This is a genomic window from Tabrizicola sp., assembly GCF_031377265.1.
Taxonomy (GTDB): Bacteria; Pseudomonadota; Alphaproteobacteria; order Rhodobacterales; family Rhodobacteraceae; genus JAUYQR01.
Map to the genome: position 1 here is coordinate 1 of NZ_JANMET010000123.1, position 17,179 is coordinate 17,179.

The following is a 17,179-nucleotide window of genomic DNA, read 5'->3' on the forward strand; positions in this document are numbered from 1 at the left end:
GCCACGCGGCCTTTACGTCGATGCGGTCACGCGGTGCGAATGTCACCGATATTGTGGTGCTGGTGGTGGCGGCTGACGACGCGGTGATGCCGCAGACGATTGAGGCACTTGCGCATGCGAAAGCGGCGAAAGTGCCGATGATCGTGGCGATCAACAAGATCGACAAGCACGGCGCCGATCCGCAGAAGGTGCGGACCGGCCTGTTGCAGCACGAGGTGGTGGTCGAAGCCATGTCGGGTGATGTGCAGGACGTGGAAGTGTCGGCCAAGACCGGCAAGGGTCTGGATCAGCTGCTGGAAGCCATCGCGCTGCAGGCGGAAATTCTGGAACTGCGGGCCAACCCGAAGCGTGCGGCCTCTGGCGCGGTGATCGAAGCCAAGCTGGATGTGGGCCGTGGCCCGGTGGCAACGGTTCTGGTGCGCAACGGCACCCTGCGGCGCGGCGACATCTTTGTCGTGGGCGAGCAGTGGGGCAAGGTCCGCATGCTGATCAACGACAAGGGCGAGCGCGTGGATGAGGCCGGGCCTTCGGTTCCGGTCGAGGTGCTGGGTCTGAACGGCACGCCGCATGCCGGCGATACGCTGGACGTGGTGGAAACCGAAGCGCAGGCGCGCGAGATTGCGACCTACCGCGAGAAAGCCGCCAAGGACAAACGCGCTGCTGCCGGGGCTGCAACGACGCTGGAACAGCTGATGGCGAAAGCCAAGGCCGACCAGTCGGTGTCGGAGCTGCCAATTCTGGTGAAGGCGGATGTGCAGGGGTCGGCCGAAGCCATTGTTCAGGCAATGGAAAAGATCGGCAACGACGAGGTGCGCGTGCGCGTGCTGCATTCGGGCGTGGGTGCTATCACCGATACCGATGTGGGGCTGGCCGAGGCCAGCGGCGCGCCGATCATCGGCTTCAACGTGCGGGCCAATGCCAGCGCGCGGCAGTCGGCGCATCAAAAGGGGGTCGAGATTCGCTATTACTCGATCATCTATGATCTGGTGGATGATATCAAAGCCGCTGCCTCGGGCCTGTTGAAGGCCGAAGTGCGCGAAACCTTCATCGGTTATGCGACGATCAAGGAAGTGTTCAAGGTTACCGGAATCGGCCAAGTGGCGGGTTGCCTTGTGACCGAAGGTGTGGCGCGCCGGTCTGCGGGCGTGCGGTTGCTGCGCGATAGTGTGGTGATCCACGAGGGCACGCTGAAGACGCTGAAACGCTTCAAGGACGAAGTGAAGGAAGTGCAGTCGGGCCAGGAATGCGGCATGGCGTTCGAGCGGTACGACGACATTCGCCAAGGCGATGTCATCGAGATCTTCGAGCGCGAGGAAGTGCAGCGCACGCTGGCGTGAGCGGGTGCGAATTGATGGAAAAGGCCGGGCACAGCGCCCGGCCTTTTTTGTTGGTTACAGCCAGTCGCGCAGGATCGGGATCAAGGGCAGGTCGGCGGGCGGCATCGGGTAGTCGCGCAACGCAGTGGGCTTCACCCAGGCGAGGGTCTGGCCTTCACGGCCATGCGCGATCCCATCCCATTTGCGGCAGGCGAACAGCGGCATCAGCAGGTGGAAATCGGGGTAGCTGTGGCTGGCGAAGGTCAGCGGCGCGAGGCAGCTTTGCCACGTGTCGATGCCAAGCTCTTCGTGCAGTTCGCGGATCAGGGCGGCTTCGGGCGTTTCACCGGGTTCGACCTTGCCGCCGGGAAATTCCCACAAGCCGGCCATCGACTTGCCCTCCGGGCGCTGGGCGAGGAGGACGCGGCCGTCGGGGTCGATCAGCGCGACGGCAGAGACGAGCACGGTTTTCATCTCGTTGCCTTTGCGGGGCGCGCCGGGGGTTTCACACCCCCGGACCCCCGTGGGATATTTGGGGAAGAGGAAATCAGGAGCGGTAGTCGGCGTTGATCTCGATGTAGCGAGAGGTAAGGTCGCAGGTCCAGACGGAGCGTTTTCCGGTGCCGAGGCCAAGGTCGACGGCGATGACAAGCTCGGGTTGCAGCATGTATGTGGCGCCGTCTTCCTCGCGGTAGTCGGGGCTGCGCCAGCCTTTGGCGGCGACGAGGATGTCGCCGAAGCGGATGGACAGCTTGTCGCGGTCAGCCTCGGCGCCGGATTTGCCGATGGCGGCGACGATGCGGCCCCAGTTCGGATCCTGGCCCGCGATGGCGGTTTTCACCAGGGGGGAGTTGGCGATGGCGAAGGCCACTTTCGCGGCATCGGCATGGCTGGTGGCCCCGGTGACGCGCACCTCGACCAGTTTGGTGGCACCTTCGCCGTCGCGCACGACTTGCAGGGCAAGATCCCGCATCACGCCGTGCAGGGCCGCCTCGAATGCTTTGGCGACGGGGCCTTTCACCTCGGCGGCGGTGGATTGGCCGGTGGCTGCAAGGAGGAGCGTGTCGGAGGTGGAGGTGTCGCTGTCGACGGTGATGGAGTTGAAGGTGGCATCGACGTGGCGGGCGAGCATCTTTTGCAGGGTGGCTGCGGGGATTTTCGCGTCGGTGAACAGGTAGACCAGCATCGTTGCCATATCCGGCGCGATCATGCCGGAGCCTTTCGCGATGCCGGCAATGTGGATCAGGCCGCCGTCGCCCTGCACCGTGGCGGAGGCACCTTTGGGGAAGGTGTCGGTTGTCATCATTGCGTGGGCGGCCATTTCGATCGCGTCTTCGCGCAGGGCGGAGGCCAGATCCGCGACCTTTGCGGTGATGCGGTCGTGCGGCAACGGTTCGCCAATGACCCCGGTGGAGGAGGAGAAGACGCGGCTGGCGGGCAGGGTCAGCGCGGTGGCGACGGCGGTGGTGACGGCGGCCACAGCCTCGTCGCCCACAAGGCCGGTGAAGGCGTTGGAATTGCCGGAGTTCACGATGATTGCCGCCCCGGCCCCGGCAGGCACCTTCATCGCCAGCTTGGCCTGACAATCGCGCACGCAGGCCGAACGGGTGGTGGAGCGGGTGAAGACGCCCGCCATCGTGGTGCCGGGGGCGAGGTGCACCAGCATCACGTCGCGGCGGTTCTGGTAGCGCACGCCCGCCTCTACGGCCGCAAAGGAAACCCCTGCGATGGCGGGCAGTTGTGGAAAGGCGGCGGGCGCGAGAGGCGAGACGGGTTTGGCTTTCTTGGCCAGAACGGGTTCAACCAAGGCTTCTTTCAGCTTGCGCAGCTTTTTCTTCAGGTCCTTGGCTTCGGCTTTCCAGTCGGATTTGGCCATTCCCGTCTCTCCTTGGTTGGGGTCAGTCGATCAGCGCGGTGTTCTTCAGGATCGTCGGATCAATCGTTTCACCGGGGCGGGTGATTGTGGCGGCATCGGTCAGTTCCTTGACCTTTGCCTCGATGGCCTTGTTCTCAAGTTCAGCGGCGAGGTCATCGCGCATGTCGTCCAGAGCGGGGTTTGCGGCGACGCGGGTTTCCTTGACGAGGATCAGGTGAAAGCCGAAATCGCTTTTTACCGGACCTGCCACTTCACCCACCTTGGCGGCGACAACCGCATCTTCGAACGGCTTGACCATCATGCCAAGGCCGAACCACCCCAGATCGCCGCCGTTGGCACCCGAACCGGTATCGGTGGAATTGGCCTTGGCGAGTTCCGCGAAATCTGCGCCACCGGCAAGCTGGGTCTTCAGTTCGTTGGCCTTTTCTTCGCTGTCCACCAGGATGTGGGCCGCGTTGTATTCGGTCATCGCGGGGGCTGCCTTGAAGCGGGCATCGTAGGCCGCCTGCAGCGCTTCATCGGTGACGGCGGTCTGCACGACGTCTTGCAGTGCCACGCCGGACACATAGCCGCGACGGTCGTTGGCAATGTTGGCATTATCGCGGACCGAAAGTTCAGTTACTGATTGCGACAGCGCCTCTTGCTGGACCAGTTGATCAAGAATGCCCTTGAACAGCACGTCGTCCGGCAGGGACTGGTATTCCTGTGGCAGGGTTTCCTTCAGCGCAATCATGTGACCGAGCGTAATGTCGACGCCGTTCACCGTGGCCACAACGGTGGCGGCAGTCTCGCCTTCGGCGGCAACCGGGCCAGCCAGCGCCACGATGAGCGCGGCACCCAGCCAGAAACCTGTCTTTTTCGTCATTTCACCAACTCCTGATCGGGTCGCACGACCGCGCGACGTTGACTATACCGGGGTTCGCCCTTACATCGCGACAGTCGCGTGAGACGGAGCCGACCGGCGTTCTTCTTGGCTCTTCTATGGAAGGCGGTGAGGGCGGGCAAGTCTTCAGCCTCACACGATGATGTCAAATTGTCCGACGGAGAAAACATGCTGGGTCTAGGTGCGCTTGCGCGGAAGATGTTCGGAACGGCGAATGACCGCAAGGTGAAGTCGGTCCGTCCGTTGGTGGCACAGATCAACGCGTTGGAGCCGGAATACATGGCGCTGAGCGATGAAGGCATCATCGCCAAGACGCGGGAATTTCAAAAGCGGGTGCAAGAGGGCGGCGAAAGTCTGGATGACCTGTTGCCGGAAGCGTTTGCCAATTGCCGCGAGGCAGCGCGGCGTGCGCTGGGCCTGCGGCCGTTCGATGTGCAGTTGAAGGGCGGGATTTTCCTGCATCAGGGCAATATATCTGAAATGAAGACCGGCGAGGGCAAGACCCTTGTGGCCACGCTGCCCGCATACTTGAACGCGCTGGCGGGCAAGGGCGTGCATGTCGTGACGGTGAACGACTATCTGGTGAAGCGCGACGCAGCCTGGATGGGCAAGATCTATAGCGCGCTGGGCCTGACCACCGGCGTTGTGGTGCCGTTTCAGGACGATGCGGAAAAGCGCGAGGCGTACCGCGCCGACATCACTTATGCCACCAACAACGAGTTGGGCTTTGACTACCTGCGCGACAACATGAAATCGACGATCGAGGAAATGGCCCAGCGCGGGCATTTCTACGCCATTGTCGACGAGGTGGACTCGATCCTGATCGATGAGGCGCGGACGCCGCTGATCATCTCGGGGCCAAGTCAGGACCGCAGCGATCTGTACCAGAAGGTTGATGCGCTGATCCCCAGCCTGACGGATGAGCATTACAAGGTCGATGAAAAGACCCGCAACGTGACGTTCACCGACGACGGCAATGACGTGCTGGAGGGCCTGCTGAAGGGGGCTGGCATTCTGCCGGCGGACCAGAGCCTGTATGACCCGGAAAGCACCACGATCGTGCACCACGTCAACCAGGCGCTTCGGGCGCACAAGCTGTTCCACAAGGACCAGCAGTACATCGTGCGCGACGGTGAGGTGATGCTGATCGACGAGTTCACCGGGCGGATGATGCGCGGACGCAGGCTTTCCGAAGGGCTGCATCAGGCGATCGAGGCCAAGGAACATGTGCAGATCAAGCCGGAGAACGTGACGCTGGCCAGCGTGACCTTCCAGAACTATTTCCGCCTGTATGAAAAGCTGGCTGGGATGACCGGTACCGCATCGACCGAGGCCGAGGAATTCGCGCAGATCTACGGGCTGGGCGTGGTGGAAGTGCCGACAAACCGACCGGTCCAGCGCACCGACGAACATGATCAGGTCTACCGCACCGCCCGCGAGAAGTTCGAGGGTGTGGTAAAGTCGATCAAAGAGGCCAACGCGAACGGCCAGCCGATTCTGGTGGGCACCACCTCGATCGAGAAGTCGGAGCAATTGTCCGAGCTGTTGACCAAGGAAGGCATTCCGCACAACGTGCTGAACGCCCGCCAGCATGAGCAGGAGGCCAAGATCGTGGCCGACGCGGGCAAGTTCGGCGCGGTGACGATTGCCACCAACATGGCGGGTCGCGGCACTGACATCCAGCTTGGCGGCAACGTCGAGATGAACGTGCTGGAGGCGATTGCCGCCGATCCCGGCCTGCACCCGGATGAAGTGCGCGCGCGGATCGAGGCGGAACATGCCGACGAGAAGGCCAAGGTGATTGGGGCGGGCGGCCTGTTCGTGCTGGCCACCGAACGGCATGAAAGCCGCCGGATTGACAACCAGCTGCGCGGGCGGTCCGGGCGGCAGGGTGACCCTGGCCGGTCGTCGTTCTTCCTGAGCCTGGAGGACGATCTGATGCGGATCTTCGGGTCGGAACGGCTGGACAAGGTTCTGTCGACGCTGGGCATGAAAGAAGGCGAAGCGATCGTGCACCCGTGGGTGAACAAATCGCTGGAAAAGGCGCAGGCCAAGGTGGAAGGCCGCAACTTCGACATCCGCAAGCAATTGCTGAAGTTCGATGACGTGATGAACGATCAGCGCAAGGCGATCTTCAGCCAGCGGCTGGAGATCATGCAGGCCGAGGACGTGTCGGAAATTGCGATGGATATGCGCCATCAGGTGATCGACGATCTGGTCGATCTGCACATGCCGCCGAAATCCTACCCAGATCAATGGGATGCGGCAGGTCTGGCGGCGGGCGTGCGCGAAAAGTTGAGCATGGATCTTCCGGTTGCCAGTTGGGCTGCGGAAGAAGGTGTTGACCAAGACGGTATTCGTGAGCGGATCGCCGAAGCGTCTGACAAGATGATGGAAGAAAAGACCGCTGCCTTCGGTCAGGCGACGATGGAGAACATCGAAAAGCAGGTTCTGCTGCAGGCCATCGACGGCAAGTGGCGTGACCATCTGCTAAGGCTGGAACATCTGCGGTCGGTCGTGGGCTTTCGCGGCTATGCGCAACGCGACCCGCTGAACGAGTACAAGACCGAGAGCTTCCAATTGTTCGAGATTCTGCTGAACTCCCTGCGTCAGCAGGTGACTGAGCAATTGTCGCGCATCCGTCCGCTAACGAAGGACGAACAGGAAACCATGATGCGCCAGATGCTTGCGCAACAACAGCCCGCCGAGCAGCCTGCCGTCGCGGTGACAAAGCCTGCTGAAAAGCCTGCTGTGAAAGTTGCCGCTCCCGCGATGGCCGGAGCGGAGGAGCGGGTGCCACTGGTCGCCGGGTTCGTCGACACGGACCCAACCACTTGGGGCAACCCGGCGCGAAACGACCTTTGCCCATGCGGATCGGGCGAAAAGTTCAAGCATTGCCACGGCCGTCTTGCCTGACAGCTTGCTGAAATGAGGCCGGAAAAGGGCAAAAAGAAGCCATTTTCCGGCCACTTTCGGGACTCGGCGGTTCTTCGCTGGAAACATTCCCCGAAATAGCCATCTGTTCGCCTGCATTCACCACTAGTCAACCAGAGCGCGATTCTTTTCTGGTGGGTGAGATGTACGTAAAGCGTCGGTTTCTGCGGGCTGGAGCGGTATTGGCAGTGGCCTTGGCCGCTGGCCATCTGGTGCAGACCATGCGGCACGGTGGTGCGACGGCGTCTCTCAACTCTGTCACTACGGAACCAGAAATCACCCTGTCGGAAAACACCTCGTCTGCTCCGGCAATGTTGCCGGCATCGGCATCGTTGACCAGCGGCGGTACCGCGGCAATCGGGTTGGTGGACGTAACGGATCTGACGTCTATTGCTGCGCCGATGCCAGAGCGGGACGGGCTGGACTGCAAGGCCAACCTGTCGCTGATCGCCGAGCCGGACGCGATGATTGTTGTCGGCTTGTCGGCACCTTGTAACCGGGGCGAGCGTGTGGTCCTGCGCCATGCGGGACTGAACTTCACCGCGCGCACGTCGGTCGAGGGCGCGCTGATGCTGCGCCTGCCGGCGCTGGAAGCGGATGGCGTCGTCACCGTGTATCTTGCGGCGTCCGAGGTGGTGATAGGTTCGGTTGCTGTGCCCGACATGGCGGCGGTCCGCAGATTTGGCCTGCAGTGGACCAATGATGATGTCTTTGGCCTGCGCATCAACGAGGATTCACGGATCTTCGTAGCTTCGGGCAACGCCACGGATGATCGTGGCGGCAAGAAGGTCATTGCTCTGGGAGATCGGTCGGTTGAGGAACCGATGTTCGCCGAGATTTACACCTATCCGACCACGCCGGTCAGCGACCTTGAGCTGTTGGTCGAAGTAAGTATCACCCCGGAAGTCTGCGGTCAGGATGTGTTCGCAGAATCCATCTTTGCCGACGGTGGAATTGTAACGATTTCGCCCCTGACTGTTCCTATTCCGCAATGCGGTGCGGAGGGCGACATTCTGGTGTTGAAGAATCTTGCGCCTCACATGAAGATCGCCGCTGCAAACTGAGGGTCAGGCGGGAAGCAGATGGGTTTGAAGGCAGGATGCGCGGCGGTTTTCGCCGCGTTTCTTATTACATGGACTGCCGCGGCGCAGGATGTGACCCTTGTCGCCCGTGAGGGTGGCATCGTTCTGACCGGTTCGTTGCAAGGGTTTGACGGCGAGTTTTACCGCATACAGACCTCTTATGGCATGCTGACCGTCGATGGGCAGGGCGTGATTTGCGAAGGCCCGGCTTGCCCCGACCTGATCGCGCCAAAGGCCGTGATCCGGCTGACGGGTGCGCCGGATGCAGGCAAGGCGCTGCTGCCGGGATTGTTCCGCGCCTTTGCGGTGAAGCGGGGTCTGGTGTTTCAGCTTCAGGATGGGCCGGAGTTTGCCGCGCTGATCCTTGATCCTGAAACTGACAAAGTATTGGCCGAAATCAGTTTTGTGCCAGAAGCACCTGATGTCTCTGCCGAAGCCCTGGCTTCGGGTCGGGCGGAATTGGTGGTGGCGGCACGGCCGGAGAAACCGTTTGGTACCCGTGCGCTGGCGTTTGACGCCCTGGTGCCGGTGGTGGCGCCAGACAATCCGACGCCGGAAATCTCTACCGCGGAACTGGCGCAAGTGCTGTCGGGCGAGGTGAAGAACTGGGCCGTGGTCGGTGGGCCAGACATGCCGATCGTGCTGCATGCGCTGCGCCCCGATACCGATTTGCAACGCGCGCTTTCAGACCGCCTGGGCAGCGGGATCGTGGCGGACGTGCTGCACCCGGATCTGGCATCGATGGCCGATGCGGTTGCCAAGGACCCCTGGGCCCTTGCCATCACCGGGCGGGCCGGGGTGGGTGCCGCGCGGGTGCTGCCGCTGACCGACAGTTGTGGGTTTCCGCTGTTGCCATCGGCCTTGGCGGTGAAGGCCGAGGATTACCCGCTGGCGCTGCCGATCTTTCTGCTGACGCCGCCGCGCAGGCTGCCGCTGATGGCGCGGGAGTTTCTGGAGTTTCTGGCCACCCCGGCAGCGCAAGCCGTGGTGGCGCAGGCCGGATATGTTGACAGATCCGCGTCGCGCCAGCCGATGACGGCAGATGGCTTGCGGCTGATCAACGCGATTCAGGGTGCGGGGGACGATATCACGCTGGCCGATCTGAAGCGGCTGGTGAACCTGATGGACGGTGCGGACCGGCTGTCGCTGACGTTCCGGTTTGAGGATGGGTCGTCGACGCTGGATGCGCAGTCACAGGACAATCTGGCCGATCTGGCGCGGCTGATCGCTTCGGGGCAATTCCGTAACGAAGAGATGGTGTTGGCCGGGTTTTCAGACGGGTCTGGGGCAGCGGATGCCAATCTGGCGCTGTCGATCGAGCGGGCGGCACGGGTGGCGCAGGAACTGTCGGTGGTGGCGCCGGATCTGGTGGCCGCTGCCTTACCCCGCGTCGAGGGGTTTGGCGAGGCATTGCCGATGGCCTGCGACGAAACGCCGGCGGGGCGTCACCTGAACCGGCGGGTGGAGTTGTGGCTGGTGCCGCGGTTTACAGATACCCCGCCGAGCGAAAACTGAGCTCGCGCGATTTGCCGATGATCAGGTGATCATGCAGGGTCAGGCCGAGGGCCTGGCACGCCTCGTTGATCTGATGCGTCATCGCAAGATCAGCATCAGACGGCGTGGGGTCGCCCGAGGGGTGGTTATGCACCAGGATGATCGCCGAGGCGTTCAGTTCCAGCGCGCGCTTCACAACCTCGCGCGGGTAGACGGGAACGTGGTCGACGGTGCCGCGGGCCTGTTCTTCATCGGCGATGAGAACATTCTTGCGGTCAAGGAACAGGATGCGGAACTGTTCGGTTTCACGGTGCGCCATGGTGGTGTGGCAATGGTCTAACAGCGCATCCCATGACGACAAGACGGGGCGGTGCATGATGCGGGCGCGCATCATCCGCTGGGCCGCCGCCTCGACGATTTTCAGTTCCAGAACAACGGCTTCGCCAACGCCCTTCACCGTCAACAGCCGCGCGGGGCTGGCGGTGATCACCCGGTTGAAATCACCAAAGCTGTCCAGCAGCAGGCGGGCCAGGGGTTTCACATCCTGACGGGGTATGGCGCGAAACAGGACAAGTTCCAGCATCTCGTAATCCGGCATCGCCTGTGCGCCACCGTCGATGAACCTGTCTCGCAAGCGTTTGCGGTGATCGGCGATGTAAGACGGCAGGCGGCCAGGCAGCGCAGCGCCGTTAGCCTCATCCTCGTCCCCGGCGGGGGCGAACAGGGGCAGGGCAGGTTCTTGCAACGCGCGGGACATGGCGCCAGCTTCGCGCCGCTTGGTGAAGAAAGGGTTAATGACTGCCGCTACCGTTTGCGCGGTCAGCCTTTCATCCCATCCCAGAAGCCCTTGACCTTGGAAAAGAACGAAGAGCCTTCGGGGTTGTTTTCCTCAGACAGCTTTTCAAACTCGCGCAGCAGCTCGCGTTGGCGGGCGGTCAGGTTGACCGGGGTCTCGACGGCCAACTCGATCACCATGTCGCCCAGACCGGCGCCGCGCAGGGCTGGCATGCCCTTGGAGCGCAGCCGCATCTGCTTGCCGGTTTGCGAGCCTGCGGGCACCTTTACCCGGGCTTTGCCGCCGTCGATGGTGGGCACCTCAACCTCCCCACCCAAGGCGGCGGAGGGCATCGAGATTGGCACCCGGCAGAACAGGTGGATGGTGTCGCGCTGGAACAGGGCGTGGTCCTTCACCTCGATGAAGATGTAGAGATCGCCGTTCGGGCCGCCGCGCAGACCGGCCTCGCCTTCACCGGCAAGGCGGATGCGCGTGCCGGTTTCAACCCCTTGCGGGATGTTGACGGATAGCGAGCGTTCTTTTTCTACCCGGCCCTGACCACCGCAGGTCCGGCACGGGTTCTTGATGATCTGGCCCATGCCGTTGCACTGCGGGCAGGTCCGTTCGACGGTGAAGAAACCCTGCTGCGCGCGGACCTTGCCCATGCCGGAGCAGGTCGGGCAGGTGACAGGTTCGGCGCCACCTTCGGCCCCGGACCCGTGGCAGACCTCGCATTGCACCGAAGTCGGCACCGCGATGGTTTTCTGGACACCCGCGTAAGCCTCTTCCAGCGAGACGCGGAGATTGTAGCGCAGGTCGGAGCCACGTTGCGCGCGCGAGCGGCCGCCACTGCCGCCACGGCCACCCATGAAATCGCCAAACAGGTCTTCGAACACGTCCGAGAAGGCCGAGGCGAAATCGCCCTGCCCGTAGCCCGCATTGGTGCGCGGCCCGCCGCCCATGCCACCTTCGAAGGCTGCGTGACCATAGCGGTCGTATGCGGCCTTGCGGTCTGGGTCTTTCAGAACTTCGTAAGCCTCGTTCAAATCCTTGAACTGGGCCTCGGCATTGGGATTGTCGGCGTTGCTGTCGGGATGAAGCTCTTTCGCCTTCTTGCGATAGGCTTTCTTCAGCTCCTCCGCCGAAGCCCCTTTTGTGGCGCCGAGCACGTCATAGAAATCGCGTTTTGCCACGGCAAAACCCCCTGCTCATAACCGGGAAGGGGCGGTCTGTCGCCAGACCGCCCCCCGAGCCGGTTCTTGCGGCGTCACTTCCGCTTGTTGTTGCCCAGATCTTCGAAGTCAGCATCGACGATATCGTCATCGTCCACCGGACGCGGTTCGTCATCGCTGCTGCCGCCTTCGGATTGGCTGGACTTGTAGATCGCTTCGCCAAGCTTCATCGCCGCTTCGGTCAGGTTCTGGATGGCCGAGCGGATCTTGCCGGTATCCTCGGCCTTGAGTGCCTCTTCCAGCGGAACCATGGCAAACTCGATGGCTTCGACAGTCGACGGATCGACCTTGTCGCCATGGTCAGCCAAGGATTTTTTGGTAGAGTGCAGCAGGCTTTCGCCCTGATTGCGGGTTTCCACCAGCTCGCGGCGTTCCTTGTCGGCCTCGGCGTTGGCTTCGGCGTCCTTGACCATCTTGTCGATCTCTTCGTCCGACAAGCCGCCGGAGGCCTGGATCGTGATCGCCTGTTCCTTGTTGGTGCCCTTGTCCTTGGCTTTCACCGACACGATGCCGTTGGCATCGATGTCGAAGGTCACCTCGATCTGGGGCACACCGCGCGGGGCGGGCGGGATCTGTTCCAGGTTGAACTGGCCGAGCATCTTGTTGTCGGCGGCCATTTCACGTTCGCCCTGGAAGCAGCGGATGGTCACGGCGTTCTGGTTGTCTTCGGCGGTGGAGAAGACCTGGCTTTTCTTGGTCGGGATCGTGGTGTTGCGGTCGATCAGGCGGGTGAACACGCCGCCAAGGGTTTCGATGCCGAGGCTGAGCGGCGTCACGTCGAGCAACACCACATCCTTGACGTCACCTTGCAGAACGCCGGCCTGAATGGCGGCACCGAGGGCAACGACTTCGTCCGGGTTCACGCCCTTGTGGGGTTCCTTGCCGAAGTATTTGGTCACTTCTTCAAGGACGCGGGGCATCCGGGTCATGCCGCCGACCAGAACCACTTCGTCGATGTCATCCTTGGACAGACCGGCATCTTTCAGCGCGGCCTGGCAGGGTTTGATCGACCGTTTGATCAGGTCTTCGACCAGGTTTTCCAGCTTGGCGCGGGTCAGCTTCATCACCATATGTAGCGGCTGGCCGGTGTTACGGTCCATGCTGATGAATGGCTGGTTGATCTCGGTCTGGCTGGAGGAGGACAGTTCGATCTTGGCCTTTTCGGCCGCTTCCTTCAGACGCTGTAGCGCCATCTTGTCGTTGCTGAGATCGACGCCGTGTTCCTTTTTGAACTCATCCGCCAGATAGTTGACGATGCGCATGTCGAAGTCTTCGCCGCCAAGGAAGGTGTCGCCGTTGGTGGATTTCACCTCGAACAACCCGTCGTCGATTTCCAGGATGGTGATGTCGAAGGTACCGCCGCCAAGGTCATAGACCGCGATCGTCTTGGTCTCTTTCTTGTCGAGGCCGTAGGCCAGTGCGGCCGCCGTCGGTTCGTTGATGATCCGCAGCACCTCAAGACCGGCGATCTTGCCTGCGTCCTTGGTGGCTTGACGCTGGGCGTCGTTGAAGTAGGCGGGCACCGTGATGACGGCCTGGGTGACGGTTTCGCCAAGGTAGCTTTCGGCGGTTTCCTTCATCTTTTGCAGGATGAATGCGGAAACCTGGCTGGGCGAATACTTTTCGCCGCGCACTTCGACCCAGGCGTCGCCGTTGCCGCCGTTGACGATCTTGTAGGGCATGTTCTTCTGATCTTTGACGATCACCGGATCGTCAAAGCGGCGGCCAATCAGGCGCTTGACCGCGAAGATGGTGTTGGAAGCGTTGGTGACAGCCTGCCGCTTGGCGGCCTGTCCGACCAGACGCTCGGATTCCGTGAAGCCGACGATTGACGGCGTGGTGCGTGCGCCTTCCGAGTTCTCGATGACGCGGGGTTGCGCGCCATCCATGATGGCGACGCAGGAGTTGGTGGTTCCGAGGTCAATACCGATGACTTTGGCCATGTGTGTATCCCTTTTCTTCAGGCGATGATCCTGGCTGGGACCCTTGGTCTTCGGCATCCCGGCCGCGGCGTGGAGATGGACAGATCAGACGAACTGTCCCTTTGCTGGCCGTATATAGGCAGGCGTGACTGAGCCTGCAACGGTCCGTGGACCGAGAATGGCCTGAATTCTGGAAGAAGTCGGTTCGAAAGCTGCGAATACGCCATCACAGGGATCAGCGACCCTTGCCCCAGCTGGCTGACGCGTATTGCCGGGTGAAGAATTCGGCCATCAGGCCGATCATCATGCAGGTCAGCGCAACGTAGACCGGATATTCGATGGAGGTGTAGCGCGGCCCGTAATTCAGAAAAATAAAGCCGCGACCCTGATCGATGGTGTGAAACAGCGGGTTCCAATCAAACAGATCTCGGGTCGACTGGGTGGTGGTGTTGGCGGCAACCATCTTGCCCGAAGCGATCATGTTGGCACGTTGATAGATGGTCGTCAGAATGATCACCAGCTCAGGCTGCCACGGCTTGGCCGCAAGAAAGATCATGCCGATCCCGATACCCGCGAACCATGACAACAGAAACATCGCCATCATGCCGACAGGGTCATGGATGGTGATCGGCATGAACATCGTGTGGTAGAACAGCAAGATCACGCCGGCAGAAAGGGTCTGCTGATACAGCGAGGACAGCGCCGCGCCGGCGATAGAGATGATCGGGTTCATCGGTGCGTGCATCATCATGGGGGAGGTTGGGCCGTCGGCACCCGAAACCGCGCCGATCGCCTTTATATGGGTCATGAACATGAAGACCCCGGACATCACGTAAAGCAGAAAGTCCCCGCGAATGGCGATTTTGCGCATGCCAAATAGGTTCATAATGATGTACATGATGATGACCATCAACAGCGCCTGAACGATAGACATCAGCATGCCGATCACGGCATTGCCGTGGGATTTGCGCAGATTGCGGATGGCGACGTGAAAGATCAGTTCCAGGATCTCGAACCCGTTTCGGATGCCGGAAGGTTTTCGAGATTGCGTTCGGAACATCTGACATCCCTTGTCTTGTCTGGCAGCTATAGGCCTGAAAATCTTGCCGTTCCGTTAGCGACGCAGCATAAGGGCGGCCAACCGGTTTTTCAATCGCCACCGACTTGGCGCCAGGAGAAGTGATGGATTATGAACTGCTTGTGTCGGTGATACGGCGGCTGGCGCTGGAAGCGGGCGACCGGATCATGGACGTCTATAACGGCCCTGAATTCGAGGTGAAGGCCAAAAGCGATGCCAGCCCGGTGACAGAGGCCGATGAGGCGGCGGATGCGCTGATCTCGGCGGGGTTGCGCGCGGCATTTCCCGATGTGGTTCTGATCACCGAAGAACAAGCCGCGAGCCATGCCCTGCAAGCGCGGACATTTCTGATCGTCGATCCGCTGGACGGCACCAAGGAATTCGTCAAGCGGCGCGGCGATTTCACCGTCAACATTGCCTATGTGGAAAACGGGGTGCCGGTGCGAGGTGTGGTTTATGCCCCGGCGCAGGGACGGCTGTTCTATACGCTGGCTGACGGGCAGGCGGTGGAGGAAACCGGCGCTTTGGAAAAAGACGCCCCCGGCATGATGCGCAAGCTGAACGTGGCGTCACCCGACAACGCGATGCTGCGGGTGGTTGCGTCGAAATCGCACCGTGATGCGGCGACTGATGCCTACATCTCAAAATATGCCGTGGCCGACATGAAAAGCGCGGGCAGCAGTCTGAAATTCTGTCTGGTTGCGACCGGCGAGGCCGATCTTTACCCGCGGCTTGGCCGCACGATGGAATGGGATACAGCCGCCGGGGATGCCGTGCTGCGCGGTGCGGGCGGGCATGTGGTGCGTTTTGATGATCATGCGGCGCTGGTCTATGGCAAGCCCGGTTGGGAGAACCCGTTCTTCATTGCCCACGCGCCAGGGGTGGAGTTGCAGGCATGAGCGTTCTGATCGCCATACCGGCGCGCTATGCCAGCACCCGTTATCCCGGAAAACCTCTGGTCATGCTGCGCGGCCCGGACGGAGAAAAGACCCTGATCCAGCGCAGCTGGGAAGCAGCACAGTCCGCGGCCGGAATTGACCGGGTTGTCGTCGCCACTGACGACAGCCGAATTGCCGACCATGCCACAGCATTTGGGGCGGAGGTGGTGATGACCTCGGTGTCTTGCCAGAACGGCACCGAACGCTGCGCCGAAGTGGCGCGCAAGCTGCCGGGCTACGAGATTGTGGTCAATCTGCAGGGCGATGCACCGCTGACCCCGGCCTGGTTTGTCGAGGACCTGGTCAAGGGCTTGCGCGCCAGCCCGGATGCCGACATTGCCACTCCCGTGCTGCGCTGTGACGGGCGGGCGTTGTCGGGGCTGCTGGCAGACCGGCGTGCGGGCAGGGTTGGGGGCACCACGGCGGTTTTTGGCGCAGGCGGGCGGGCACTATACTTTTCCAAGGAGGTGATTCCGTTTACCGGAAAGACGTTCGACGAGGATGAACCCACACCGGTTTTTCACCATGTCGGCGTTTACGCCTATCGCCCCGCCGGGCTGCGGGCCTATCCGACATGGCCCGCTGGCCCGCTTGAGACACTGGAGGGTCTTGAACAGCTGCGCTTTCTTGAACAGGGCCGTCAGGTGCTTTGCGTCGAGGTAAGTGCGCGTGGGCGCCAGTTCTGGGAGTTGAACAACCCCTCTGACGTACCGGTGATCGAGCAAATGATGGCAACGATGGGCAGTGTGTCTTAATCCACCATTTCCCAGATTTAGGTTAACACATGCGAAAGTTTCCCCGTGCATCATTTGCCGAACGGGTGCAAAGTTGTAAAAACGCTCCTCAGTTGATTGGTTCGGGGCCCTCCACAGCGACTGGCTTTCGAGTTGGCGCGCAGAGAAAAGTGATGTTTGGGGTGGTTGAACGGCGATGAAGATCAAGAAAGTCACCAAGGCGGTGTTCCCGGTAGCGGGCTTGGGCACGCGTTTTTTGCCGGCCACCAAGTCGATCCCGAAAGAGATCATGACGCTGGTTGACCGACCGTTGATTCAATACGCCATCGATGAGGCGCGCGCGGCAGGGATCAAGGAATTCATCTTTGTCACGTCGCGCGGGAAATCGGCGCTGGAGGACTACTTCGACCATTCGCCGGAATTGGAAAGCGCGCTTAGAAAATCTGGCAAGGACGATCTTCTGGAGGTGTTGAAAGACACCAATATGGACAGCGGCGCGATTGCCTATGTGCGGCAAAACCGGCCAATGGGGCTTGGCCATGCGGTGTGGTGCGCGCGGCGCCTGATCGGCAATGAACCCTTCGCGGTGCTTTTGCCCGACGACGTGATTGCGGGGGAGCGCCCCTGCCTGTTGCAAATGGTCGAAGCCTATCAGGAAACCGGCGGCTGCATGGTTGCCGCGATGCAAGTGCCGCCAGGGAAGATTTCCAGTTATGGCGTTCTGGATGTGTCGAAGGAAATGGGCGCGATCGTCAAGGTTCAAGGGATGGTGGAAAAACCTAAGGCAAAGGATGCGCCTTCCAACCTGGCAGTGATCGGCCGCTATATTCTGACGCCGAAGATTCTGACGAACCTGAACCGCATGAAGCAAGGCGTCGGAGGCGAAATTCAGTTGACCGATGCCATTGCCGCCGA

14 protein-coding genes are annotated in these 17,179 nt (G+C 61.5%); 7 read left to right on the top strand and 7 right to left on the bottom strand.

The window, feature by feature from the left end; translation table 11 throughout:
* On the top strand, positions 1-1,337 hold a 1,337-nt coding region (gene infB / locus RMO18_RS07310), incomplete at its 5' end, for a translation initiation factor IF-2 (protein WP_309664890.1).
* 54 nt (positions 1,338-1,391) lie between these two features.
* On the opposite strand, the gene mutT is transcribed toward infB, so the two are convergent.
* The 3 genes from mutT to RMO18_RS07325 all read right to left on the bottom strand — a co-directional run bounded on the left by mutT (position 1,392) and on the right by RMO18_RS07325 (position 4,057).
* Positions 1,392-1,790 carry an 8-oxo-dGTP diphosphatase MutT gene (gene mutT, locus RMO18_RS07315; protein ID WP_309664891.1) on the bottom strand — a complete coding sequence of 133 codons (399 nt, stop codon included), beginning with the start codon at positions 1,788-1,790 and terminating at the stop codon, positions 1,392-1,394.
* 73 nt (positions 1,791-1,863) lie between these two features.
* Positions 1,864-3,192, bottom strand: a complete 1,329-nt coding sequence (argJ, locus tag RMO18_RS07320; protein WP_309664892.1) for a bifunctional glutamate N-acetyltransferase/amino-acid acetyltransferase ArgJ — start codon at positions 3,190-3,192, stop codon at positions 1,864-1,866.
* A 22-nt stretch (positions 3,193-3,214) separates the two neighbouring features.
* Positions 3,215-4,057, bottom strand: coding sequence for a peptidylprolyl isomerase (locus RMO18_RS07325; RefSeq protein ID WP_309664893.1), 843 nt, complete (start codon positions 4,055-4,057; stop codon positions 3,215-3,217).
* Between the two features lie 186 nt (positions 4,058-4,243).
* On the opposite strand from RMO18_RS07325, the gene secA reads away from it, so the two are divergent.
* The 3 genes from secA to RMO18_RS07340 all read left to right on the top strand — a co-directional run bounded on the left by secA (position 4,244) and on the right by RMO18_RS07340 (position 9,606).
* On the top strand, positions 4,244-6,991 hold the full coding sequence (gene secA / locus RMO18_RS07330) for a preprotein translocase subunit SecA (protein ID WP_309664895.1): 2,748 nt from the start codon (positions 4,244-4,246) through the stop codon (positions 6,989-6,991).
* A gap of 152 nt (positions 6,992-7,143) precedes the next feature.
* Entirely contained in the window at positions 7,144-8,073 is a 930-nt protein-coding gene (locus RMO18_RS07335; RefSeq protein WP_309664897.1) for a hypothetical protein, read from the top strand.
* Positions 8,074-8,091: 18 nt separating this feature from the next.
* The gene (locus RMO18_RS07340; RefSeq protein WP_309664899.1) at positions 8,092-9,606 is read left to right on the top strand and encodes a phosphate ABC transporter substrate-binding/OmpA family protein; all 1,515 of its coding nucleotides are present in this window, start codon (positions 8,092-8,094) and stop codon (positions 9,604-9,606) included.
* Here the strand turns inward: RMO18_RS07340 and radC are convergent.
* From radC to RMO18_RS07360, 4 genes are all read right to left on the bottom strand, one after another.
* Positions 9,578-10,342 (bottom strand): DNA repair protein RadC, encoded by a 765-nt coding sequence (radC, locus tag RMO18_RS07345; RefSeq protein WP_309664901.1) that lies wholly within the window; start codon positions 10,340-10,342, stop codon positions 9,578-9,580. The genes RMO18_RS07340 and radC overlap by 29 nt on opposite strands.
* Before the next feature lie 62 nt (positions 10,343-10,404).
* Complete coding sequence (gene dnaJ, locus RMO18_RS07350) at positions 10,405-11,553, bottom strand: molecular chaperone DnaJ (protein ID WP_309664902.1); 1,149 nt, start codon at positions 11,551-11,553, stop codon at positions 10,405-10,407.
* A 74-nt stretch (positions 11,554-11,627) separates the two neighbouring features.
* Positions 11,628-13,535 carry a molecular chaperone DnaK gene (gene dnaK / locus RMO18_RS07355; protein WP_309664904.1) on the bottom strand — a complete coding sequence of 636 codons (1,908 nt, stop codon included), beginning with the start codon at positions 13,533-13,535 and terminating at the stop codon, positions 11,628-11,630.
* A 214-nt stretch (positions 13,536-13,749) separates the two neighbouring features.
* A complete protein-coding gene (locus RMO18_RS07360) occupies positions 13,750-14,574 on the bottom strand; it encodes an ABC transporter permease (RefSeq protein WP_309664906.1) in 825 nt (274 codons plus the stop codon).
* 122 nt (positions 14,575-14,696) lie between these two features.
* On the opposite strand from RMO18_RS07360, the gene cysQ reads away from it, so the two are divergent.
* The 3 genes from cysQ to RMO18_RS07375 all read left to right on the top strand — a co-directional run.
* A complete protein-coding gene (gene cysQ, locus RMO18_RS07365) occupies positions 14,697-15,491 on the top strand; it encodes a 3'(2'),5'-bisphosphate nucleotidase CysQ (protein WP_309664907.1) in 795 nt (264 codons plus the stop codon).
* Positions 15,488-16,285: a manno-octulosonate cytidylyltransferase gene (locus tag RMO18_RS07370; protein WP_309664909.1), complete on the top strand. Its 798-nt coding sequence runs from the start codon at positions 15,488-15,490 to the stop codon at positions 16,283-16,285. Before cysQ ends, RMO18_RS07370 begins: the two co-directional genes overlap by 4 nt.
* A 175-nt stretch (positions 16,286-16,460) precedes the next feature.
* Positions 16,461-17,179: UTP--glucose-1-phosphate uridylyltransferase (locus tag RMO18_RS07375; RefSeq protein WP_309664910.1), on the top strand; the 719-nt coding region annotated here is incomplete at its 3' end.